The 21510-nt window shown below is 60.6% G+C and carries 28 protein-coding genes; 14 read left to right on the forward strand and 14 right to left on the reverse strand.

What is annotated here, in order from left to right:
- Positions 1-142 precede the first annotated feature (142 nt).
- The 4 genes from FHT76_RS02630 to FHT76_RS02645 all read left to right on the forward strand — a co-directional run bounded on the left by FHT76_RS02630 (position 143) and on the right by FHT76_RS02645 (position 3253).
- Entirely contained in the window at positions 143-1183 is a 1041-nt protein-coding gene (locus FHT76_RS02630; RefSeq protein ID WP_259185550.1) for a class I SAM-dependent methyltransferase, read from the forward strand.
- Between the two features lie 99 nt (positions 1184-1282).
- Positions 1283-2395, forward strand: coding sequence for a hypothetical protein (locus tag FHT76_RS02635; protein WP_259184128.1), 1113 nt, complete (start codon positions 1283-1285; stop codon positions 2393-2395).
- Positions 2396-2467: 72 nt separating this feature from the next.
- Positions 2468-2920 carry a hypothetical protein gene (locus FHT76_RS02640; RefSeq protein WP_259184129.1) on the forward strand — a complete coding sequence of 151 codons (453 nt, stop codon included), beginning with the start codon at positions 2468-2470 and terminating at the stop codon, positions 2918-2920.
- A gap of 48 nt (positions 2921-2968) precedes the next feature.
- Complete coding sequence (locus FHT76_RS02645) at positions 2969-3253, forward strand: hypothetical protein (protein WP_259184130.1); 285 nt, start codon at positions 2969-2971, stop codon at positions 3251-3253.
- A gap of 82 nt (positions 3254-3335) precedes the next feature.
- Here FHT76_RS02645 and FHT76_RS02650 read toward each other — a convergent pair whose 3' ends face one another.
- The gene (locus FHT76_RS02650) at positions 3336-3761 is read right to left on the reverse strand and encodes a hypothetical protein (RefSeq protein WP_259184131.1); all 426 of its coding nucleotides are present in this window, start codon (positions 3759-3761) and stop codon (positions 3336-3338) included.
- A 273-nt stretch (positions 3762-4034) separates the two neighbouring features.
- On the opposite strand from FHT76_RS02650, the gene FHT76_RS02655 reads away from it, so the two are divergent.
- A complete protein-coding gene (locus FHT76_RS02655; protein ID WP_259184132.1) occupies positions 4035-4997 on the forward strand; it encodes a hypothetical protein in 963 nt (320 codons plus the stop codon).
- Here the strand turns inward: FHT76_RS02655 and FHT76_RS02660 are convergent.
- Both FHT76_RS02660 and FHT76_RS02665 read right to left on the reverse strand, forming a co-directional pair.
- Positions 4974-5522, reverse strand: coding sequence for a hypothetical protein (locus FHT76_RS02660; protein ID WP_259184133.1), 549 nt, complete (start codon positions 5520-5522; stop codon positions 4974-4976). The two genes, FHT76_RS02655 and FHT76_RS02660, sit on opposite strands and share 24 nt — an antisense overlap.
- Before the next feature lie 46 nt (positions 5523-5568).
- Positions 5569-6063 (reverse strand): DUF6283 family protein, encoded by a 495-nt coding sequence (locus FHT76_RS02665; RefSeq protein ID WP_259184135.1) that lies wholly within the window; start codon positions 6061-6063, stop codon positions 5569-5571.
- Positions 6064-6215: 152 nt separating this feature from the next.
- Here FHT76_RS02665 and FHT76_RS02670 point away from each other — a divergent pair, with 152 nt between their 5' ends.
- Positions 6216-6704, forward strand: a complete 489-nt coding sequence (locus FHT76_RS02670; RefSeq protein WP_259184136.1) for a hypothetical protein — start codon at positions 6216-6218, stop codon at positions 6702-6704.
- On the opposite strand, the gene FHT76_RS02675 is transcribed toward FHT76_RS02670, so the two are convergent.
- On the reverse strand, positions 6664-7494 hold the full coding sequence (locus FHT76_RS02675; RefSeq protein WP_259184137.1) for an ATP-grasp domain-containing protein: 831 nt from the start codon (positions 7492-7494) through the stop codon (positions 6664-6666). The genes FHT76_RS02670 and FHT76_RS02675 overlap by 41 nt on opposite strands.
- A 102-nt stretch (positions 7495-7596) precedes the next feature.
- On the opposite strand from FHT76_RS02675, the gene FHT76_RS02680 reads away from it, so the two are divergent.
- On the forward strand, positions 7597-8865 hold the full coding sequence (locus tag FHT76_RS02680; protein ID WP_259184138.1) for a hypothetical protein: 1269 nt from the start codon (positions 7597-7599) through the stop codon (positions 8863-8865).
- A gap of 403 nt (positions 8866-9268) precedes the next feature.
- On the opposite strand, the gene FHT76_RS02685 is transcribed toward FHT76_RS02680, so the two are convergent.
- Positions 9269-9466 (reverse strand): hypothetical protein, encoded by a 198-nt coding sequence (locus FHT76_RS02685; protein ID WP_259184139.1) that lies wholly within the window; start codon positions 9464-9466, stop codon positions 9269-9271.
- Positions 9467-9582: 116 nt separating this feature from the next.
- Between FHT76_RS02685 and FHT76_RS02690 the strand changes: the two genes are divergently transcribed.
- Positions 9583-10110, forward strand: coding sequence for a hypothetical protein (locus FHT76_RS02690; protein ID WP_259184140.1), 528 nt, complete (start codon positions 9583-9585; stop codon positions 10108-10110).
- Here the strand turns inward: FHT76_RS02690 and FHT76_RS02695 are convergent.
- Positions 10107-11210, reverse strand: a complete 1104-nt coding sequence (locus FHT76_RS02695; RefSeq protein ID WP_259184141.1) for a flagellin — start codon at positions 11208-11210, stop codon at positions 10107-10109. The genes FHT76_RS02690 and FHT76_RS02695 overlap by 4 nt on opposite strands.
- 314 nt (positions 11211-11524) lie before the next feature.
- On the opposite strand from FHT76_RS02695, the gene FHT76_RS02700 reads away from it, so the two are divergent.
- Both FHT76_RS02700 and FHT76_RS02705 read left to right on the forward strand, forming a co-directional pair.
- Complete coding sequence (locus FHT76_RS02700) at positions 11525-13054, forward strand: hypothetical protein (RefSeq protein WP_259184142.1); 1530 nt, start codon at positions 11525-11527, stop codon at positions 13052-13054.
- Between the two features lie 23 nt (positions 13055-13077).
- Positions 13078-13680 (forward strand): hypothetical protein, encoded by a 603-nt coding sequence (locus FHT76_RS02705; RefSeq protein WP_259184143.1) that lies wholly within the window; start codon positions 13078-13080, stop codon positions 13678-13680.
- A 39-nt stretch (positions 13681-13719) separates the two neighbouring features.
- On the opposite strand, the gene FHT76_RS02710 is transcribed toward FHT76_RS02705, so the two are convergent.
- The 7 genes from FHT76_RS02710 to FHT76_RS02740 all read right to left on the reverse strand — a co-directional run bounded on the left by FHT76_RS02710 (position 13720) and on the right by FHT76_RS02740 (position 18579).
- Positions 13720-14109, reverse strand: coding sequence for a hypothetical protein (locus FHT76_RS02710; RefSeq protein ID WP_259184144.1), 390 nt, complete (start codon positions 14107-14109; stop codon positions 13720-13722).
- Positions 14110-14199: 90 nt separating this feature from the next.
- Positions 14200-14907, reverse strand: a complete 708-nt coding sequence (locus FHT76_RS02715) for a hypothetical protein (RefSeq protein WP_259184145.1) — start codon at positions 14905-14907, stop codon at positions 14200-14202.
- A 132-nt stretch (positions 14908-15039) separates the two neighbouring features.
- The gene (locus FHT76_RS02720) at positions 15040-15588 is read right to left on the reverse strand and encodes an isoprenylcysteine carboxylmethyltransferase family protein (RefSeq protein ID WP_259184146.1); all 549 of its coding nucleotides are present in this window, start codon (positions 15586-15588) and stop codon (positions 15040-15042) included.
- Positions 15589-15672: 84 nt separating this feature from the next.
- Positions 15673-16305 carry a ribonuclease HII gene (locus FHT76_RS02725; protein ID WP_259184147.1) on the reverse strand — a complete coding sequence of 211 codons (633 nt, stop codon included), beginning with the start codon at positions 16303-16305 and terminating at the stop codon, positions 15673-15675.
- A gap of 103 nt (positions 16306-16408) precedes the next feature.
- Positions 16409-17236, reverse strand: a complete 828-nt coding sequence (locus FHT76_RS02730; RefSeq protein WP_259184148.1) for a uracil-DNA glycosylase family protein — start codon at positions 17234-17236, stop codon at positions 16409-16411.
- Positions 17237-17330: 94 nt separating this feature from the next.
- Positions 17331-17879: a RecX family transcriptional regulator gene (locus FHT76_RS02735; protein WP_259184149.1), complete on the reverse strand. Its 549-nt coding sequence runs from the start codon at positions 17877-17879 to the stop codon at positions 17331-17333.
- On the reverse strand, positions 17872-18579 hold the full coding sequence (locus FHT76_RS02740) for an exonuclease domain-containing protein (RefSeq protein WP_259184150.1): 708 nt from the start codon (positions 18577-18579) through the stop codon (positions 17872-17874). Before FHT76_RS02740 ends, FHT76_RS02735 begins: the two co-directional genes overlap by 8 nt.
- A gap of 195 nt (positions 18580-18774) precedes the next feature.
- Here FHT76_RS02740 and FHT76_RS02745 point away from each other — a divergent pair, with 195 nt between their 5' ends.
- Entirely contained in the window at positions 18775-18969 is a 195-nt protein-coding gene (locus FHT76_RS02745; protein WP_259184151.1) for a hypothetical protein, read from the forward strand.
- A gap of 9 nt (positions 18970-18978) precedes the next feature.
- Here FHT76_RS02745 and FHT76_RS02750 read toward each other — a convergent pair whose 3' ends face one another.
- Positions 18979-19617, reverse strand: a complete 639-nt coding sequence (locus FHT76_RS02750) for a hypothetical protein (protein ID WP_259184152.1) — start codon at positions 19615-19617, stop codon at positions 18979-18981.
- A gap of 217 nt (positions 19618-19834) precedes the next feature.
- On the opposite strand from FHT76_RS02750, the gene FHT76_RS02755 reads away from it, so the two are divergent.
- The 3 genes from FHT76_RS02755 to FHT76_RS02765 all read left to right on the forward strand — a co-directional run bounded on the left by FHT76_RS02755 (position 19835) and on the right by FHT76_RS02765 (position 21443).
- Positions 19835-20302 (forward strand): GatB/YqeY domain-containing protein, encoded by a 468-nt coding sequence (locus tag FHT76_RS02755; RefSeq protein ID WP_259184153.1) that lies wholly within the window; start codon positions 19835-19837, stop codon positions 20300-20302.
- A 7-nt stretch (positions 20303-20309) separates the two neighbouring features.
- Positions 20310-20594, forward strand: coding sequence for a hypothetical protein (locus tag FHT76_RS02760; RefSeq protein WP_259184154.1), 285 nt, complete (start codon positions 20310-20312; stop codon positions 20592-20594).
- 192 nt (positions 20595-20786) lie between these two features.
- Positions 20787-21443: a metallophosphoesterase gene (locus FHT76_RS02765; RefSeq protein ID WP_259184155.1), complete on the forward strand. Its 657-nt coding sequence runs from the start codon at positions 20787-20789 to the stop codon at positions 21441-21443.
- Positions 21444-21510: the final 67 nt, after the last annotated feature.

Raw genomic sequence — 21510 nt, forward strand, 5'->3', positions numbered from 1 at the left:
ATCCCGTTGCGGCGCACCGCCTGCCCATGCACGGACAAAACCACGGACGACCGCGTCATTCCAGACGCATTGCGGCCGGTGGACGGGCCCCACACGATTTCAAGAGGCGCAATTCCGCGCGAGAAACGAGATCGTGAACAACATGACGAAGCCGTACTTCGAATTCGACGGGCATAGCCTTATCACCCCAGCTTCCATCGCAGAGGCCCTCAACGGCCATATCGCGACACCAGAGGAAACCGCGCTCGCCGATGCTTCGTCCAGACTATCCGCCCTCCTCGATTCCGCGCTCAAGCGTTTCGAAGACGGCGACGCACCCCGATCCATCATCCACGACGTCACTGTCGCATTGCACGAGACCCGCGCGAAGGAAGACCCTTCCGTCTGGCAACAACTCATACCCCAGACCCAGAACCACCCCGTCGCCACGTATTTCCTCCAGGACCCGCTGACGAAGTGGTCGTGGGACAAGCCCCGCGGCTATTCCGGCGACGCCCATCTCCTCGACCTGATCTACCGCCATCCCGACACGGCCCATCAAGTCGAAGCAGCCACCGACCTCGGCCGCGAGCTCTTTGAATACACCAGCACCGCACCTTCCTCTATGGCCAACTGTGACCGCCGCGACATCCTCGCGCGCTTCGTCGACGAAGCGGCCGCCAAACACGGTCCTGAGACCGAAGTCCTGAGCGTCGCGGCTGGCCACCTGCGCGAGGCAGAGTCCTCGGCCGCCTTCAAGAACAAGGCGCTCAAGCGCTGGGCGGCCCTCGACCAGGACCCGATCAGCATCGCGACCATAGCCGAGTCGTACGGTGGATCGATCGTCGAGTCCGTCAACGGCTCGGTGCGCGACATCCTGACCAACAAGGCCAAACCCGGTACGTTCGAGCACGTCTACATTTCCGGCCTGTACGACTACCTGACCGACAAGGTCGCGATCAAGCTCACCCAGCGGGCGCTCGAATTCGTCAAGCCTGGCGGCACGTTCCTGTTCGCGAACTACTCCTACCCGATCCTCGTCGACGGCTACCTCGAGACCTTTATGAACTGGGCTCTGCTCCTGCGGTCCGAAGAGGACATGAAGCGGATCATCGAAGCCAGCACCGAAGGCATGGACGTCGACACCGAAGTGTTCTTCGGCTTCAACCGCAACATCGTCTACGGCGTCGTCCGCAAGCGCTGATAACGCGAACGCTGTCTCCACTCGGTGACATCCTCTATGCGGTGCCTCGTTGATCGACGCGGCACCGCCTTATAGGCTCTGACGAACCGAGGAGCTTCCATGTCCGTTTCCATTCGCATTCCTTTCACTTTCGAAGCCGACGTCATATTCAAGCGGAAGCGGAAGGCCACCCGCAGCCACTTCGTCGGCGAGGCGGAGTTCGCGATACGGAGCGTGAGCGAAGGCGAGGCGACAGAGGTCGTCACGTGGAAACGGTTCTTCACGTCGTTTTTCCTCAACGAGGAGGCCAACTTCTCCGGCCAGGTCACGGGCAACAACGCCATCCGCCTCGTCGACGGCCGGTTCTACCGTCCCGCCATCGAAAACCGCCACGTCGGTTCATACACGCTTCCGGCCGACACCCTCGTCGATCGGTCCGGGATCGACATGGCGTATCGGGACGCCATCAAGGCCGCCAGCCAACTCGCTTATCTAGGCGGCCCGAAAAGCAACGTCCACTCCCTTACCGGCTTCCTTCAGGGCAAGGCTTCGCGGATCGACGACTTCGAAATCACGCAGGTCCTTTCGAGCCAGGAAAACGAAAGGCGCGAAGAGTTGCGCCAAAGAGTGGAGAACCTGATCTCGATCGGCGGCCTTGTATACGAGAAGGTCGAAGAACCCGTCATCGCGCTTTCCACCGACAAGGCGTACCTCGACTTGCACGTGGGCCAGACCCATTACGGTTCCGTCGTGAACGGCCCGTCACGCCTCTTCGCGACGAGCCCCGCCAGGATGATGTTCTTCCCCGTCGACCAGCTCGAAAACGCGCGGTCCATCGCGGCCGGCCTCGGCATGCAGCAAGGATGGGAGACGCCGTCCTACGCGCTCGTCGCGCCGCAAGCCATGAGCTTCGACAGAGTACGCGACGTCGCTTCGCGAACGATCGACTTCATCGTGGATAGGCATTCATCCCTAATCGGCGATCTCGACGGCCCCGGTGTCGCCGCGTTCCTGGAATTGAAGGACCGTTCCGAATGCCTTAGAAATCTCGCCCTGGTCAATCCGGATGCAGACGAAGCGTTCGGGGCTATCGAACGGTTCCTCGACCAGGCTTCCGAGGTGACACCGCCGGCTGTCCTCGACGAATACGACGAATGCGTGCGAATCTACGAGCAACTCACCGGGCACGGCTTCTCGCGGCGCGCTATCGGCGGCCCGACCGCCGGACCGTGATCGAAACCTTGCGTTGACATGACCAGACGAAGTCTTTAATTACTCCGCCACGTAAACCTGATGGAGCAGCGCGTGGCCAAGAAAAAGAAGGAAATCGTCCTGACCCTGGTTCCCGGCTTGAACCGCGAGAACGCGACCCGTGTCCTCGACGCCATCAAGGACACGGGCAATTTTTTCAGCATGAAGCAGTTCTGGGTCAATCCTGACTACCTCAGCTGCCTCAGCGACCAGCTGTTCGAGAAGTCGTTCGGCGCACCGAAGCCGGCCTGTTCCACGGCCGCCTGCATCGCCGGCTGGGCAAATTCGGTCGCAGGTACCCCGCTTCGCGACGAGCGCGCGGCAACCGAATTCCTCGGACTGGCGTTCCCTGCAGAATCCGAGAAGCTCTTCCGCCCTCGCCTCGAGCGCCACAAGGACAAACAGTACGATCTCGCCCACGTCACCCGCGCGGAGGCCGTCGACGCGCTCGAGCGCCTGATCGCATCCGGTCACATTGACTGGAACGATGTCGCCGACGAGGACTGATCCGCGTCGTCACTCTCCGACCCGCTAAACTTAACGAAGGACCTGTGAATGATCGGAATCCAGAACGCAGTCTACGCCATGGCCATCGCGATCACGCGCCGCCTTGTCGGCCGTCGTTACACGACAAGGCCGCGGATTCTGGCAATCGATGCGGAAACGGTCGCTGTCAACGCGAAAACCATCGGCGCAGCGCTCGAAGTCGTCGGACACATCGAGACGCTGGCCCAGATGCGCAGGAGCGACACGACCGCGACTCGAACCTCTGGTCGCTCACCTTCAAACAAATCGAGGAGGACTGGCACGCGACGGGGAAGCCCAACATGCTCAGCGTAGCTCCGCAGCTGCGTAGGCAGGCGAAGGACGTGATCGCGAAGACCGAGGCAGCGCTGCGCGCCCTTAAGATCGCAGGCCTGCACTAGGCTGCGACCGCGACCGACCCTTCGGCAAGCCGCTGCATGATCACCCGAGCGCGGCGCGATGGCTCCCTCGTCAGGAAACCGCACCCTTTCGACCGTTCGTAGGGAACGGCACCGCCGAATTGCCCTGCCGTCGGGTCCAGTATCTCTCCCGTCCGCTCGTGACGGATGAACCAGTGCGTTTCTCCGGGTTCAAGGCCCTCGCTCCAAGTCGAGTTCGACATGACGCACGGCAACCACCCTCTCGCGCGGCCGCCGACCAGGTGGAACACGGCTTCGGCCGCCGCATAGCAGTGTCCCGCATAGCGGTTTCCCGTTTCCGAAAACGACGACTTCCAGCGACCGGTCAGAAGTTCCGGCGTCAGGACGTCGACGACGCGCGCGCAAAGATCGGCGCGGCGCGCCCTGGCGGTGGCTCGTGACATTGAGGTCTCCAATTATGTTGACGCAACATCGTCGGCCGCAATCGGATTTAATTCAAGACGTCATTTGCCAACGACCGAAATCCTGCGCCAACTGCGACTGCCAACCCAATTCGGAATAAAACGGACGACCAGAGCCGCCGCGGTTCCAGCTCCGAGAACAGGCGCGAGCCGGAGGACCCGCGGTAACCATGAGTTCGAGAATTTCCAAATGATCGTTGGACTTTTTGCTCGCGGTCCCCTACATGCCTCCGTGAATGGCATGAAGGAATACCCATGACGCGCGACGACGCCCGACGGATCGTCACCCAGGCTTTGTTTCTGATCAACAAGGACAGGCCCGACCCCGCACTCTTCAAGTCCCCCGACCAGTTCGGCGAGTTCATCTATCAGGCGATCCGCGTGATGAACCCGGCCCACGAGGTTACACGGACCGACCAGCTCTCCGTCAAAATCGTCAGGAGCGGCGGTCACGGCGGCGGTGCCGCCGTCTCTTTCGCCAAGCTCTTCGAGATGTTCGGAACCCTCGACGTACTTGCGGAAAAGGACCACCTCCTCGAGCTTGTGTCGGCGGTCGGCGCGAACATCGCCTCTATCGTCGGCGAGGACGAGAAGCTCGACCTCGAACAGTGCGTACCGATCGTCAAGGCGTCCGCCGACGTCGCCGCCTGGCTCGAGCGCAACCGCAAGCGGGCCGTCGAACTCGGTCTGGACCCGGCGCTGAACAGGCTGGTCCACTGGCCGGTCACCGACGATCTGACGGCCGTCCTCGCGGTCCATCAGGACGACACGCTCGTCTTCGTGACCGAGGACATGCGACGAGGACGCGACTTGTCTCTCGACGAGCTGAAGGCGCTCGCCATGCGCAACATCCGCCGCGAATGCCGCGCGGCCGCCGACCGGTTCCACCGTGTCGGCGACATAACGGAGATCACGGGAACCGGCTCAGCCTCGTCCTATATCCTTGTGGACGGCTTCCTCGAGAGGCTGTCGAAAGAAGCAGGCGACGACCTTCTCGTCTACTCCGGCCGCATCGACCACCTGCTGATCATCCCGACCGGAAACACCCGCAGCGTCGCCAAGACCCTCAGCGGATACGCGACCGCCAAGCTCCCCGCGGGCGATATTCCCCAGATGATCTACTCGGACGGCGAGCTGCGACCCGTTTCGCGCGACGACATCGCGGCCCTCATTCCCAAGGTGATGCCCCAGACCTCAAACAGTCCGACCCATCACTAGGGCGGGCCGACCTTCCGTAACGAGGTTTCCCGGCGGGATGACGGCACGCTCCGCGATGGCGGGGTCCTTGAGAAGCGCCCAGTAGTCGCGGCGGTCGTCGAGCAACGAGTTGTACCGACGCCGGTACTTCTCGGCCGTTTCCAAGACGTATTCCGTGGTGAAGAGGACACCGAAGTAGGTAGCCTCTTCAGGATTCGACCACGTCTGGTCCACCACCCTGCCCTCGTCGTCCACGAGCCACGCATGCTGGATCGGATAGGCGAGCTTGCCTGAACACGCATAGCCCTCGGCGTAGGTCAGCGGCTTTCGGCCCGCCGATACGGCCCTCACGACGGCGCTTTGGGCGTTCGAGTAGCATCTTGTAGGCATGAGTGACTTGAGCCGCGCGGGCAACGGCGCTGCTTCGTGATACGAGCCGTGGTCGATCATGAACTGACCGAAGGGTGCCTGGACGTTCATGCCGGCGAGCAGGCCTATGTAGTGATCGATGGCCATTCGGTTGGCGGCGTCGCGCTCTGCGGACATCAGCACTTCCCCTTGGCAGACCGATGTTCGCGCCCGTTTTCCATCGTCACTTTCCTTCGTCGGCCGGAACCCATTTCCGCGCGACGTGATCCCATACGTCGGTATTGGACCTTACCTGCTGAAGCACAGGATCGTCGGCAGGCACGCCATTTGCAATGGCCATATCACGGTACGACGCATAGACGGGAAACCCACCGTCCTCGACGCTATCGAGGTCAATCCTGTCGCCTGTGAGCGAAAGGCGGATGCCGATGTTGTTGTCGGAGTGGCGTAACAGGAATCCGGCGCAGGTCGCGACCGCACTCGCCTTGTTCATGTGGCAACCGAACGTGTTGATCGCGCCGTCATAGGCGGTGTTGGCACTCTCGCGGAAGGCATCGGCGGGAAACACGCCGGTCGGCACGTCCATCCGCCACGGGCATTCCTTGCACGGCTTGCGACGATGGGCATGAGCGCCGGCCCCGCGCGTCTCGACCGTGGTCACGCCGTAGTCGTTGGAGCAGACCCTGGTCTCGTGAATGGTCACAACCTTTTTCGCCATGGGAACTCCAGCAAAACCTACGGCGTCTTTATATTCCGGCCTCCGTGCTTGTCAACATTCCGTATGCACTTACTAAATACGGACATCACGAGTGTTTTTATTGACTTCGTCGTCTTGCGAACAAAAAATCGGATGTAAATCAGGAGACGCACATGAAAACCGTACTCGCCGCCTCGCTCCTCGCGATGCTGATTTCCGTTCCTGCTTTGGCGCAGGACAAGACCGAAGCGGATGCCGTCAAGGACTTCGTCGAGTTCGCCTATCCCCGCATCACCACGTTCGAACCGTCGCAGGGCGACCCCGCGCTTCAGAAGCGCATCCGCTACTTCGCGGACGAGAAGGCACTATCGGCTTATGTCGACGCCAAGACGGCCGACGGCACCATCGCGCTCGTCTTCGGAAAGGGCGGGCAGGCGATCGACGACATCATCAGCAAGGTCAGCGTCTCGGATCGTGGAAACGGCGACTGGCAGGCGGACTTCATCGCCCGCCACAAGTCTCTCGGCCCGGGCGTCGAAGATGCGGAGTGCATCTCCGTCCGCCTCGGCCTCAAGGCGATGCCGCTCGGCCCCGGCATCAGCCCCGTGGCCATCGACACGGTTACAACGAAGCCGTCGAAAGTAAAATGCCCGGTCGACTGACCGCGCGCGCCTGGAGATCGGCGACCCAGGCATCGAGGACGCGGTCGACATCGGCCGCATACCAACCCGCCGAATGGATTTTGTTGTACTCGACGATGTAGGCCTCGCCGCCCTGGAAGGCGATGTCCATCACGGCGTTGTCGCGCGGAAGGTACAGACCGCCAAGCTCCGACGCGATACGCGCGATGGCTGGATCGTCGACCCGTTCGATCAAGAGTGCGCCGTCCTTCCGGTAGCGGCTCATCTCGACGAGCTCGCCGCCGACAAACCAGCACCTGATCTCCCCGTCGATCGTCTTGGCCGGGCTTGCCCAGCAGACGACCTCGTCAAGTACGACGCCCATGCTGCTGCGCTTCTCGGCAAGCACCTCGTCCCACGACGCGGCATCGAACAGACCGCCGCCGAAGGCCTTGTCGTTGCGGTCCGGACGCAGGTGCAGTCGCTCCCCCAAAGAGAGGCGGCGGGTGGCCTCCTGCACGGTCATCAGCTCGCCTCGGCCGTTCAGCGCCCGGTCTCCGAGAACCGGACCCCACGTTGAGGTCGCGAAGGCGTCTTCGTCATAGTCGATCCAGTGGCCGAAACGGCTTTCCTTGAAGCGCTTCGCCCACCCGACCGACCCATATACCAGCATCCCACGAGAATCGTCGAGGTCCAACGTATCGACATCGAGGTCGACCGTAAGCGAGCGGTCGACGAAGGTCAGGCCGTTGCGATGGCAATATTCGACACAGGGCATCACCAGGCGGCCGATGCGGTCGAGGCTGTTGTTCTGCAGGACGAATACGGTCATGGCATGCTTTCGGCCTATTGAGGTCTTTAATTACTTGCGGCGACCTTCTTGTTTTCAAGTGCCGATGTCAATATGCGATCCACGAAAACACGGAACCATCAAATGCCCGACACAATCCCAACCCGAGAAGCCGCCTTCAACGAGGCGATGGAAAGTTTCTTGGAGATCGACAAGCGCTTTGGTTCGGACAATCCCAAATACCCGAGCATCGACCAGATGATGGGTGGATACAGAGGATTCTCCGAGCGCGTGATCGGAGAAGCGCTCGTTTGCGTCGACGCGACGATCTGCCCGCTGATCGAGGCGGCGGCGGACGGGACCGACATCTCGATCGACGGCGCTGTTCTCTCCAATGTTCGCCACACCACAAAGGAAGACGGCACCATCGAGCATGTCGTAACCGCACTCGGCCCCGACGGAACACCCGCGTTCAGATTGGAGTTCAATCCAAGGCCCGGTCACGGCACCCCTGGCGTTGTCATCAACGACATCAGTTTCCGCGAGTGCCGCGCTGGCGACCCCTACTATCCTTACACCAACAGTATCGGTTCAGGACATGTCGACCGAAACGATGGCGACAAAGGGGCGCGCGGCTATGGGTACGGGCAATATTCCGATTTCGCCAAATTCGTCGCCGCCATGGACGTCATCAAGCCATTCGTCGCGGCCAACCTGGAGAAGGTAAACCGAGGAAAACCACACCCCGACATCGGGCTGTCATCGAGCGAACTCAACCTTGTCGGATACCGCTCCGCCATCGATCTCGACGGAGGACTTCCAGGCGAGCTGTGCCTAGAAGTCTCGGATGCCATGGCCACCTCCGGAGCAAAGCGGGCGTTCCGGTTCTTGGCAAAACGTCTACCCGGCACGATCTCCGGTCTCGCAACCAACGGAGCGACATTCGGACTGAATTACCTTAGCTTCGGCGATGGGGATTACATGGCGTGCGCCGTCCCAGGTTCTGACGACGTCCCAGCGGCCATCCTGACAACCCAGGCCAACCTGATATTCGACCACAACAGCTACCTCGCTTGGAACGAACCTGGCGCAGACGGCAAGCCCGCGAAAACGTTCCTCGTCGCCCTCGAGCGCGGACGCAACACGCTCGCGGCTGTCGAAGCCTTCATGGCTGGAGAGAGGCCCGTCGCCCCGACAGGCGTCTACACCCATGCAGATGCCTCCGTTAGCCTTCCCCGCGAATTCCTCGAGACCTCCATGCTCTCGATCGGTCCATTCAGCGTGGACTACACGCTCCAATCGCTCAAGGAAAAGGATGGCGAGGTCCGCGAACACAAGGAAATGGTCGAGACCCACACGTTCGACGAGGATGTCGCCCAGCCAAAGTGGGACCCAAGCGGCCCTCTGCTGTGAAGTCCTGCATTATTTTCGCTACACCCCTTTACATCACGGGCAAGTGATCACACCATCGTAAATGCGAGACGCCAAAGGCGGACCGCCACACGGCCGAAGGCCAACGGCGAACCCACGTAGCCAAGCTCGTGGGCATGCCATAGCGACCCACGCCATGAAGGCGTCAAGAGCGTACCCGTCCGCAACACAGACGGAGCCGACGTCGCGATGACGCCGGAAGCACCTCGGCCCGGACCGCTTCTAAGGTCACAGGCTCTTGCCACAGGTGTCGGAGTGCAGCCGACACCACGCCCCGCTGCACGGGGCGGTGGAGTTTTCCCGACGGCGTCGGGGAGGAAGACTGGCTTTCGCCAGGGTTATCCTCGGGGCGATTGTCCCCACCCGACGCCGTCACCCTTTTCCCTCAATCCTCCGGTTTTACGACCTTCGTCCTGACCTTGATCCAGCGGTATGCCGGATAGGTTTTGTCATCGGGTATCCGCAGCAGTCCGTCGCCGTAACTGACGAATTTCGTCGCCGGCTTAAGGGACACAGCCCGATCAAGCTTGCGCAGCCACCGCACCAAATGCAGCGGTATCCGCCTTTTGCTTTTGCTTTTCACGTTCCCGCCCCCTACCGATCTGCGACAAGCATGTCGGCAAACAGCCGCCGGCAAAACCGCGAAGTTGACCACGGCCGCGACCGGGTGATATCGCACGCACTGGCGAAGGGGCGACGATGGAACAGATTCTGCTTGTGGACAAGAAACTCGTCGCGATGACGGAACGCTGGTTTCTGTCCGCCAGGACAAAACTTGGGCTCACTCACCCCGCAGCGCTGGCGTGGGCAGGGTCCATCACCATAGTGCTGATGGCGCTATCGGTGTTCCTCGGCACGGGAAACCTCTACTACACCAAGATTCCTCTGCTCGTCCTCTACGCCGGCCTCGCCCTTTTCATGAGCCGGACGACATTTCGCTTTCTCGGCGATTTCCACGACGACTGGGGACCTGAGGCTGAACGACTGGCTACGAACATCGCGCTGAGCAACCGCCGGAGCTTCTGGCCGATGCGGTTGGTCTTCTTCGTCATCTCGGTGTTCTTCGTGTTCAACTCGGCGTCGTTTTCACTGAGGCTCCTGGACCTCGGCATGATTTCGTTCGCGCGGTTTTCTCTCGACGTTTTTTGCAGCCTCGCCGGCTTTCCGACGCTGGTGCTTTACCAGTACGTTCAGTGCGCCCGCCCCAACGGCGGCCGGGTTCTTTAGCCGCCGAACAGGGACAGCAGCCTCGAAGGCGACTGGTTCGCGATCCCAAGGCTCTGCACGGCCAGCTGCTGCTGGGTTTGCAGCGCCCTAAGCTTGCTCGCCGTCGTTTCCATGTCGGCATCCACAAGGCGGCCAATGCCCCTCGTCGCGGAATCGATCATCTTGTTGTTGATATCGTCGTACATCTCGAGCGATTTCTGGATGCTGCCGACATACGACATCTTTGCAGTGACTCCCTGAATCTTCTGCTCGATGCTGTCGACGAAATTGCTGTAGAGCCCCTGTCTGTCAGAACCAAAGCGCACGACGTGGTTCTCGATCAGTTGGAGGACGTAGGTCGGATCGACCGGATATGCCTCCGGATCGCCTGTCGTCGGATTGGAAACAGGAATGTTGAACCAATAGATACCCGCGGGTGTGAACGACCCTGGAGCGTTTACGGTGTCGCCCCCGTCGAACAGGGTCTGCTCAGGATTGAACTCCCCCGGATAAGTGGTCGGAAAGCTCCCGAAGTCGTCGTTCAGGAGGAGCGTATCCATGGCCTTGACGTCCAGCGTCTGGACCTTGCCGTCAACGTAGCCCGTGGTGAACGAGAACACCTGCTGGCTCGCCTTCTCGTCTTCGTTCTTGCTGTGGTAGATCAAATTCACGCCGGCGAACGATGCGGACATCATCGCCGACCTGGCTTGGTTCTGAAGCTGCTGGATCGTCTGGTCGATCTTGTAGACGTCCGATTTCGCGTATTCCGGATCGAGACTGAAAGAAGGCTTGACCGCATCCTTCATGCCTGGCTGTGGCATGCTGCTGGCCGTGATGACAAGGTTCCTGATCTCCACGAAACTGTCGAGGACCGTCTGCATCGCCGCGTAAGCGGTGTCCACCACGCCCTGCGCAAGTCCGACGCTGTCGTTGACCACGTTCATGGCCTTCACGTCGGAGCGCATGGAGGTGGATATCGACCAATAGGCCGAGTTGTCGGCGGCCGTCTGCACCCTCAGGCCCGACGACATCTTTTCCGACTCGTCGTTCAACTTCCCGCTGACCGACCTAAGCAAGCCGAGCGCCGTCATCGCCGATACGTTCGTTATGATACTGGTCACGAATGCCCCCTGCCTGCACTTACCCCAGAGGCCGTTCATGTCCCCGTCTCGCGCCGAACAGACGCACGCCAAACTGACAACATTTGCGTTAACAACACCTTACCGATCCCGATAAAAATACAACCTGCCGGGAAGTAATTTTCGAATATACGCGGAAACGAATCTCCATTCATCGCGGCTAAACAATGCGTTGCGCATTCACGTCCTGTTAACGACGTCATGAATTCACGCGAATCGTAGACAACCGGAACGGGCACGGTTGTCGACTTGTTAAAGGACCCGGGCTATCTCAATAACAAACAGGAGTAGTCGCGGTGAACCAGACGGTATCGATCAAGAAGGCAGACGCAGAAGCAGTCCAGAGTCCGCTTTCGGATGCTGCGATCAAGGAAATAAAGAAGGCGCTTGCCCGCGCCTGCGAATTCGTCAACGCCACGCCTCCGGTCATCGACGGCGACGTCATAAGCAGCCGTCTCAAGACTCCTTTCGATACCCTGTTCTCCTTCAAATTCGAAACGGCGCAGCGCTTCGTCAATGGCGATGTCAATGCCGGCGACATCCCCGTCGTGTCCCACGGCCGTGTCGCGGCCCTCCAGGCAGAACTTCGCGCGGACATGCTGGGCCGATTCGTCTCCGAGAAAATCCTCCGAGACCGGGTCATCAAGGCGGACCTCAAGAGCGCGAAGCTATTCCAGACCGATTACGCCGTCTGCAAGGATACCTGCACCTCCTGCAGCGGTGCCGGCCGTTTCCAGTGCGGCCCGTGCGGCGGCGTCGGGGTGAACGATTGCACCTGGTGCCTTCGCTCGGGTTACGAGAATTGCGTGGCGTGTTCCGGTCGCGGCGGCACAGGCAACATCATGTGCGTGTATTGCAACGGCAAAGGCCGCAAGCCATGCCACCAGTGCGGCGCGACCCTGAGCGTAAGATGCGGAACATGCGGCGGCCACGGCACTCAGCGCTGCGGCGGATGTGGCGGTGGCGGGATCGTGGCCACCATCTACTCCGCGACGTTCTCCTGCTCCACGAAGACCGAAGTCGGAGCGACGAAGGCATCGGCGCAGCAGCTTTCCATGCTCAAACTCTGGGCGGCAGCCGGTTTCTCCGGACCTCGGGCCGGGCTTGACGACGGGCACGGCGGCCATTTCGAATCCGACGTCGCGTCGGCGACCGTGACGAGGGTCGGCTCCGATCTGGAATACAAGGTTTCGTACAACTGCTTCTCGACGGTCAACCGCATCGAATTCGCGTTCGAGGGCAAGAAGGCGTGGGTCGAGCACTCGAAGACCCAGTTCCTCCCCGACATCCGGTTCTCCGCGTTTCTCGAGGACAAGTTCACGCCTGTCCTCGGGGTGGCGGCCTCCGAAAAACTACCCTCGGGCATCCGCAAGGCCATTAAGGACGCCGGGTTCGCCAAAGTCGCCGAATGCTTCGTCAAGCCCGACGATCTCGACAGCAAGGCCGGGTTCGAGACCAAGGGCGCGGTCACCGCCAAATCGATCTCCAAGCTGGGCGAAATCTACAACGACGCGACCCACGCCTTCGCGAAGGGCGCTCGCCGTCGCGCATGGAAGGTTCCCGTCCTGATGGCGGTCGGCGGTTGGTGGCTGGCATGCCATTACGACATCCCGGAAGCCGCGGCGGACAACCTGCTCTACATGGCGGCCCTGTCGTTCGTTGCGGGACTGATAACGCTCGTCTCTTCCAACTTCGAAGCGAGGTGGGCCATCGTCTCCGAGGCGAACACCGTGCGAGGATGGTGGGCGGGTCCCGCCGGCTGGACCTGCGCCATCGCGACCGCGGCGTTGTTCTGGACAAGCTCCTACTATGGCTTCAAGATTTAATTGACGCCTAAAGGGAGCATACGATGAACTCGATCTCGCTGATCGGATCGGCGGGACGCGGAAACGACGCGAAACGTCTGGACCGCATCCTCTACGACGCCATGTACGACGAAGCACTGGCAATGGTGCGCGCGCACGGAATCGAGGAAGCCGTGTCCGGCGGCGCTGCATTCGCCGACCACACAGCCGTACGGCTTTTCCTGGAAGGCCAGGTGAAGTCCCTGAGGCTTTATCTTCCCGCCGATTTCGACGGCAGGGCCTTTGTACCCAATCACCGCATCGCCTCGAACCCGGGCAAGACCGCGAACAACCATCACAACGACTTCAGGTCCTCGTGCGGCGTGGACGGCCTCATGGAAATCGCAGAATCGATCGAGCGCGGCGCTAAGATCGAGGTGTTCCAAGGTTTCAAGCGTCGAAACCTGGAAGTCGCGGGCAAATGCACGCATATGGCGGCCTTCACCTTCGGTTCGAAGCCGACGTCTGTCTTCATGCCTGGAGACGCCGGATTCCTTTCCTCGGAAGAGGCAGGATTGAAGGACGGCGGCACGGCGCATACGTGGGGAGAATGCTGGAAGGCCCGCTGGAAGAAGCACGTCAACCTGTTCGATCTCGCGGTCGCTTGACGACATCCTTATCGTTGCACGGACTCTACAGTCGCAAACTCAGGCAAGTTCCTCGCCCACGGCCGCAGCGAGGCGACGGGCAATCTCGTGCATCTTGGCGTTTTCGCCCGACAGGATAGTCTTGCGCTCCATCACCCATTCCTTGACCAGATGATGCAGTTTGTCGGCGTTGAACGCGGCCTCGACGATGTCCTTGACCTCGACAGCCGACGGTTCGTCACGGTGACGGGCCTGCGCCTGCAATCCCGCGTCGATCTGCTCGGCCGTCGCACGGACTGGAGCCGCCTTGGCGACCTCGAATGCCCGACGTGCCTTTTCGATCCTCTCGGCCGGGTCGGAAATGCGGGGATCGAAGTACTCGAGCGGAATGTCTTCCGGCGTCCTCGCGTTGAGGTTTGCGAGATGTTCAGACCAAGCCACGTTGTTCATTTTTCACGCCTCCTACCGACGATGGGCCACATACCCGTAACGCCTTCAGCTGAAATCGTCCACGGCGACACCCGCATCTCGGATGCCCGCCTACCGCTTCGGACCCGGCAGCGCTTTCAGGACATCCTTTTCCAGGCTCTCGGTGATGTTTTCCTGGCTAAGGAAGTCCGCGACGGACTCCCGCAACTCCTGCATGCGCGACAGGATGTTGTCGATGGCACGCCTGTTTTCCTCGGTCGCCGGAATGTAGGACTTCTCGGCGACGCTGCCGATTCGGACGCCGGAGTTCACCTCAGGGCCGTCCGACAGACGCGTCGCCACGGGGAAGTCGGTCACCGTATTGTTGATAACGGTCAGCACCCTTCCCGTCGAAGGATCGACACCGCGCTTCAACCTGTTCACCTGGATTTTAAGGTCCGCACCGAGCGCGGAAAACCTGCTGTCGCCGAAATCGGAGTTGCCGCCCGTCACGACCACCTCGAACCAGTCTTCCCATTCGACATTGGTCAATAGGTCGATCTGCTCGTTGAGGCGCTGCTGCACCATCCGCTTCAACTCGTTGATGTCCGTGCTTTTGATCTGGCCCTCCAGATGAGGACCGAATGCCTGAAACCAGACATCGGTGCCGTCGTTGTAGGCCTTCACCTCGACAGGGATTCGATCCCTGTTGCCCGGGACGCGGAACGTCCACTCGAACACCTTCTTTCCCGACGATCCGTTGGTGAAGTTCAACTCCGTCCTGACCATCTGAGGGCCGTCCCAGTGATTGTTGAAGTTCGAGTTGTAGCCCTTTGCCATCCGCACCGTCCGCCAAGCTAATATCTTGCAACTACCTACAGTGGCAGGCGACCAGAATCAAGGAAATAAAGACTCCGATCGACGCGCGTAGATCGGAGTTCGGAGAATTGGCAACTTGTCCAGCGAACTGGATCAGCCGATCTTGGGGAGCATGAAGCCTGTGCGACTGCGGTATTCCTGATAGGCCTTGGAGAACGGAGCCGCCATGAGGACCTTCTCCTCCTGCCTTGCCGCCCTCACGTAGAAGGCGGAGAGACAGAGAACCGGGATGAACGACCAGACGCTGCCTGTCGCCAACGCCCAAGCGGACCAGAAGGTGATGTATGAGGTGTAGAACGGGTGGCGGACATATCGGTACGGCCCTTCCGTCGCCAACCCCTGCGGCAGACCTCCGTCGAAGATGTATGTCAGCCGCGCCTCTTTCGACGCCTTGATCGCCCAGACGAACAGGGCGGCCGACGCCAACTGCATCAACCATGCGATGGTCGTCAGGCCAGCGCCCTGTTGAGACGTCATGATCGTCCAGGTGAACCAGAAGGAAGTCGCCAATATGAACGGCGACAGGAACTTCACCTCGATCGGCGTTTCGGCCGTGCTGAAGTGCCTCTTCATCGACCAGGTGTACATCGCGATAATCGCGAAGCCGCTCAACGTCACCACGGCATCAAGAACAAACGACAAGGCACTATCTCCAATACAACCGGACATGGTCGGCTCAAACATAGTGACCCGGCAGATTCGGTGTACTCAAGCGCCGGCTGGCCGTCAAGCAACGGCTTTGAGGGGCCCGAACGTCATGCGATGGATGGGACACGGGCCGTGCTCGGCGATCGCGGCGACGTGGGCTTTCGTCGGGTAGCCCATATGCACCTCGAAGCCGTATTGTGGATATTGCAGCGCGTATTCGCGCATCATTCTGTCTCTGGTGACCTTGGCGATGATCGAGGCGGCCGCCACTGACAACGACAGGGCGTCGCCCGATATAACCGCCCTCGCCGGTTTTCCGAGTCCCGGCGGCAATGCGTTCCCATCCACGATGAAAGCATCGGCTTGGACAGCAAGTCCGAGCGCCGCCTCACGCATGGCAAAGAACGTCGCCTGACGTATGTTCATCTCGTCGATCTGCGTATGGGTGGCGACGCCGACAGACACGGATACCGCCTGGGCCATGATTTCATCGAAGAGTCTTTCGCGTTTCGCGTCCGTCAATTTCTTGGAGTCATTGAGGCCCGCCGGATACGCAGCGGGATCGAGAATGACAGACGCCGCTAGGCATGGTCCCCCGATCGGGCCGCGGCCGGCCTCGTCAATTCCGGCGACCAGGGTCTTTCCTTCATTCCAGAAGCCCTGCTCGTGCCCGAACGTCGGCGGTCCGACCTGGATCGTCTTCTTTGCCATGTCTTCCGATTTCCCGATTTCTTGAATTGAGGTCATCTATTTTGACCTGCGAATTCGAGACCCGGCAATGGTGGAACGACAAATTGCCGCTAGATCGCCCTGACTAGAGCGCCGACACCTTGGCGATGATTTCTTCGCGGTTCCTATCGGTCTTCTCGCGATCAACTTTGACAGACGGAGGCTTGCCGAGAGTTCCGAGGAAGTATTTCACCCGCTCGCGGTTCGCTCCGCTCGGATGGAAGAAGCCGCGAATGATGCGCCCGTCCGGCACGCCGCCCGCCTGGAGCACTGGGAGGACGAAATCCTCGACCTTGCCGCCAAGCAGGACGAAGATCGCGTCCTTCAGCGCTGCCACTTCCGCCCCGAACCAGGCCTTCACGTGCCGTTGAAGGAGCGGGTCACTGCCGACCCGCGGTGTCCCGTTGTAGTTCTCCCCGTTGAAGAACGTCGGATACCGCAGCGCCGACGTGAAGTGGACAAGGCTCGCGGCCCGACCCCAGAGTTCGTTGGTCGAACCGACCCCCAAGACCCGTGGCATGCCGATGAAATCGAGCAGAGCGACGAGATCGGGGCGCATGTCACCCGAAAAGCTCGCGTGAACCTTGGCTCTTTCGAGGATTTTTTCCTCGGGCAGTTTCATCAAGTAGCCCGATTTGGCGGCATTTATCGCCGCCTCCATCTGCGTCCGACCAGGCGTGATGCCGACGATGACGACCCGCGCACTGCCGTTGACGTGGTCGAACGGCGCGTATGCGACCTCAAGCTCTCCCTGTCGAGCGGCCGCCCGTTCCATCAGGAGTGCGGAAGGTTTTTTGACCTCGCGAGCGATGTCGGAGGCCGACATGGTTTCGATCCTGCGCAGGAAATCGAGAGGATCGGGTATGTTGTCCATCCCCGCTGAGCGACCACCACGCAGTCCGTCGATACCCATGCCCTACATCCAAAATTGCAGACCGTGGTCTACGCACTTGGGCTTCGGGTGTCAACAGCGATGTCTTCTATTAGACATAGGTCGTTGAACGATGTTACCGCGCCGCTGAGAAAATGTAGTCCTCGACTTCCTCCACCGACATCGCGCAAGCCTTGCTCCAGAGGGAATAGGAGAAACCGCCGCGCAGAAACGCCCCCAACGCCTTCTTGGTTTTATCAGGGTCCGCATGGGGACCGGCGAACGGTCCAGCCTTCTTCTTCCTGAGGAAGTTCAGCGCGGCCGCAAGGTCGTCGTATTCAGAAAGACCCTCGCGGGCCGTCTCGTCGTCGACGCCTTTCAGCTGCAGCGACATCGCAGTCATCCGCTTCGATTTGCCAGCCCGGACACCCGCCTCCGACTTGCGCTTGGAATAGCCCGCGTCGTCGATCATGGAGTAGGAGACGCACAAGGCCTCGACCTCCTCCACGACCGCGGCGACGACGTCGGGATCGAGCTCGAACTGCGGGGCCGGGAAACGGCGCGCGAGCTTGGCGGCCATTCTGGTGCGCAGCTGGTCCGAGGTCATCTCGCGTGCCGTCAGGGCATTCTTCGCGTAGGTCTTGGCGACCTCTAGCATCTTTTCCCTGGAAGGCTGGTCAGACACGGGCAGCCATCCCTGGAGCCACCCGCGAAGCGTCGCGTGCTTCGATCTCGTCGCGGATCGCCTGCACCTGCCGCGGGTTCATCTGGAAGAGGACCGACTGGGAGACGTGTTTCACCTGCTTCGGCGACGGATCGATGCGATTGACCATCTGCTTCAGCGCCTCGCCAGCCAGGTATGTGTCGACGCCCGACGAGTGCCGAGCCACCCCTCGAAACGGATAGGCGGTGTGGACGGGGAACGGCCTCTTTGCGGGAACTTCGATGCCGAGAGCCTGCGTCAGGCTGTCGAGGTTATGCTTGGAGATTTCCTTCACCGTGTTTCGAGAGAGCCTGTAGGTGTCGATCATCCGGGCCGGCAGCAGCGGAGCCTCGAGCATCACAGCGGACAGCATCCGCATGTCGTCCTTGATGTTGTGGGCGGCCACCGAGGCTCCGTCGAGGTGAGCGGCGATCTCGGCTTCGATTTCGGCAAATGTCGGAGCGTTGATGACCATGTCGTCGGTGATACCGTGGATGGACTGCACGAACTTGCTGATCGGCCGCTCTGGATTGATCAGCCAGTGGAATTCCTCGACGGCGGTCCCGCGGCGGTATTTGAGGATGGAGACTTCGACGGGGTGCTGTTCGCGCTCTCCGTCACCCTCGACATCCAGAACGCAGAAATCGTCGTCTTTGACGAGGGACACCAGATCGAAATGCATTGCCTGTCCTTGAGGCTCCGGAACGGGAGCGTTGGCTTTCTTCGGCTCAATATGATGGCTAACGCCGAGAAGGTCAAAAGCCATGTCTTCGCTACACGTCGGTTTTATTTTCGCTGCGGAGCTTTGCGGCGTTGTCGCTTGTGCCGCCGAGCGGGACGATGACCGGGTCACTCACAAAACACGAGGAGACCAACCATGCCCTCCACCGAAACCGCCGCTGCCCGCGCACGGTCCTACGACGATATCGCCGTCACCCGCGAGGACTGCGTTTCGATCATCGAATGCAATCCTAGCCACATCCGTTTTCTTCCCAGAAAGATGCTCGACAACGGGCTTGCGGTTCTCGCATTGCGCCTCGGGGCTCGCCCCGAGGAAATTCCGGCGATCTGAGAGGCGATATCAGCGCGCGACAGGCGTCAGGAGATTGATGTTCTCCTGGACCTCGCTGCCGTCTTCCATCTTGAGGGTCAGCGTCGTCACGTCGTAGCTGCTCTCGTAACCAAGGGCGGTACTGATGCCACGAAGCGTACCGACCCGCCCGTCGTCGGTTTTCCATTTCACCGCCGACCAGCGCTTCAACCGCGCCGCCTCGAAGGAACGTTGCCCCTCGCCGTCATTGACGATCACCTCGCCCCTGCTGTTCTCCAGCCCGTCCCACGGCAGGACAACACGCGACCCGTCCTGATGGGACACGACAACGCCACGCCATTCGTCGATAAAGGCAACGAACTTCACGGGTTCGCCAGCCGCCGTATGGAGGTCGGTCGGAAGGGCAGACTTCCAGGCGTTGTTCACCCGTGCCCTCGCCAGGCGGATACGCGATGCCCGGTGGAAAATACCCAGCGCCAGCGCAGCACACACTCCCGCAAACGGAGATGCCAGGAGCGGCTCGGTCAGATACGCCACTGCCCCCGCGATGAATCCCGCACCGACGAGTCCGACCCACCACATGTCGAGATAGCGGCTTTTGTTTGCGATGTAAGCGGTGTCGGCTTCGGTCTTTTTGCGGATGACCGCGGCATCGATCAGATGGGCCATTGAAATCTCCTATTTGAATACTTTGAATAATTTTTCCCGAGCCGCCGATCCTTGTAAACACACCTCCTTCGGCGGCTCATGCATATATCCTCATCGGCGTCTTCATTTTATTCTTGCCTTCACATGCCGGATACGCCATGAAGCCCCTAAGCCTAATTGATGACATCAATCACAGGGCTTACTCGAAGACGCGAGGCGTCAGGAAAGGAGACAACCAATGACTACCGACACCAAAAGCTTGCACGACACCCTCAAGACCGACATCGACACGGCGTATCGCGCTGGCGACAAGCACCGTACCACCGTCCTCAAGACGCTCCTCTCCGATGCCGTCAAGAACGCGACAAAGACGGAAAAACGCCTTCCGACGGATGCAGAAATCGTCTCCCTCCTGCGCAAGTTCGTTACCAACGCGACAGAGACGGCGAATGCGTTCGACAAGCAGGGCCGCCCCGAAAACGCAGCGCCTTACCGGGCCGAGGTCGTGATCCTGAACGAATACCTGCCCGCGGAAGTCTCCGGAGACGACGTCCGCGCTTTCGTCGAAGGACTGGTGGCTTCTGGCGACGTCCCTGCCGGCCCCAAGGGTCTCGGCGACGCGGTCAAGGCGCTCAAGGCCAAGTATGGCGACGCGTTCGACGGCAAGGTGATGACGCCGATCGCGAAGACGGCGCTCGGGAACTGACGCACCCGTGTCGGCTCTCGACAGGTTCTTCGCCGACCTCGGTGCCGCCGTCATGCACGGCGACACCCTTAAGGTCGACATCATGAAGGAAGCCATGAACCGAGCCAAGCGCGCGGCCGGTTGTCCGACAGGCGACCCGTTCGAGATGACGGCGGAAGAGCTGGCGAACCTCTATCCAGCCCCCGAATTCGTCGGACGGGCTGCCGCCGAAATGATCGAGGAGCGCCAGGGCGCGCCATCCGAGCGCGACGCGCGCATGCTTGAGGTACTGACAACCTACCTCCCAAAGTGACAAACGGCCGGCGCAGACCGGCCGTTTACGCATCCGCAACGCTACAAAGCTACACATTGAGGGGATTTCCGCTCTCCCTCTCCATAAACTCGTTCAACCTTGTTGGCTTGTTGCAGGCGGCTGTCGGACTATCGGCGGACACTTTCAACAAGGGAGCACCGCCCTGCCCTCAACGGCCGGGCCAAGGACCAAATGGATCAACCAGACCGCCTCTACTGCGCAGACCACCACTTCTTCCACGAAGGGATACTCACCCACTGTGCCGAAAGCCGTCCGTTCGACAACGTCTCCCAAATGAACGAGTACATGATCGAAGCTCACAACGCCCGCGCTTCGAACTCGACCGATGTATACATCCTCGGCGATTTCGCCTGCGGTCACAAACTCGACGGGGCGCAGATCAGGAAAGTCTTCGAAAAACTCAAAGGCCGCAAACACCTGATCATCGGCAACCACGACGAAAAGAACCAGGACATCCTCGGTCTCCGCTGGTCTTCGAGACCCTCCTTCATGAAGATGGTCAAGGACAAGGACCGCAGTATCCTGCTCTGCCACTACGCCCTCCGCTCTTGGCCCGGACTTTTCTACGACGCGTACCACTTCTACGGCCACACCCATGGAAGGTTGCCGAGCCAAGGACGTTCGATGGATGTCGGCGTGGACTCGTGGAACCTCTCGCCACGGACGGCAAGCGAGATAATCGAACGGATGAGGAACTGGAACCCCGACTTCGAAACTTACGCGCCGGAGCGCAAGACCCTCATCACATGCGCGGAAGAGAACCAACCGGGCGAAGAATACGTACCTGAACGCCGGACCGATCCGGAATACAACGCATTAAGGCGCTGACGACGAGGCGAAACGGACGGATCGCCGTGACCGCGGGTTTGGCGTTTGCGGACGGCATACATCCATG

The sequence above is a fragment of the Rhizobium sp. BK176 genome (assembly GCF_024808055.1).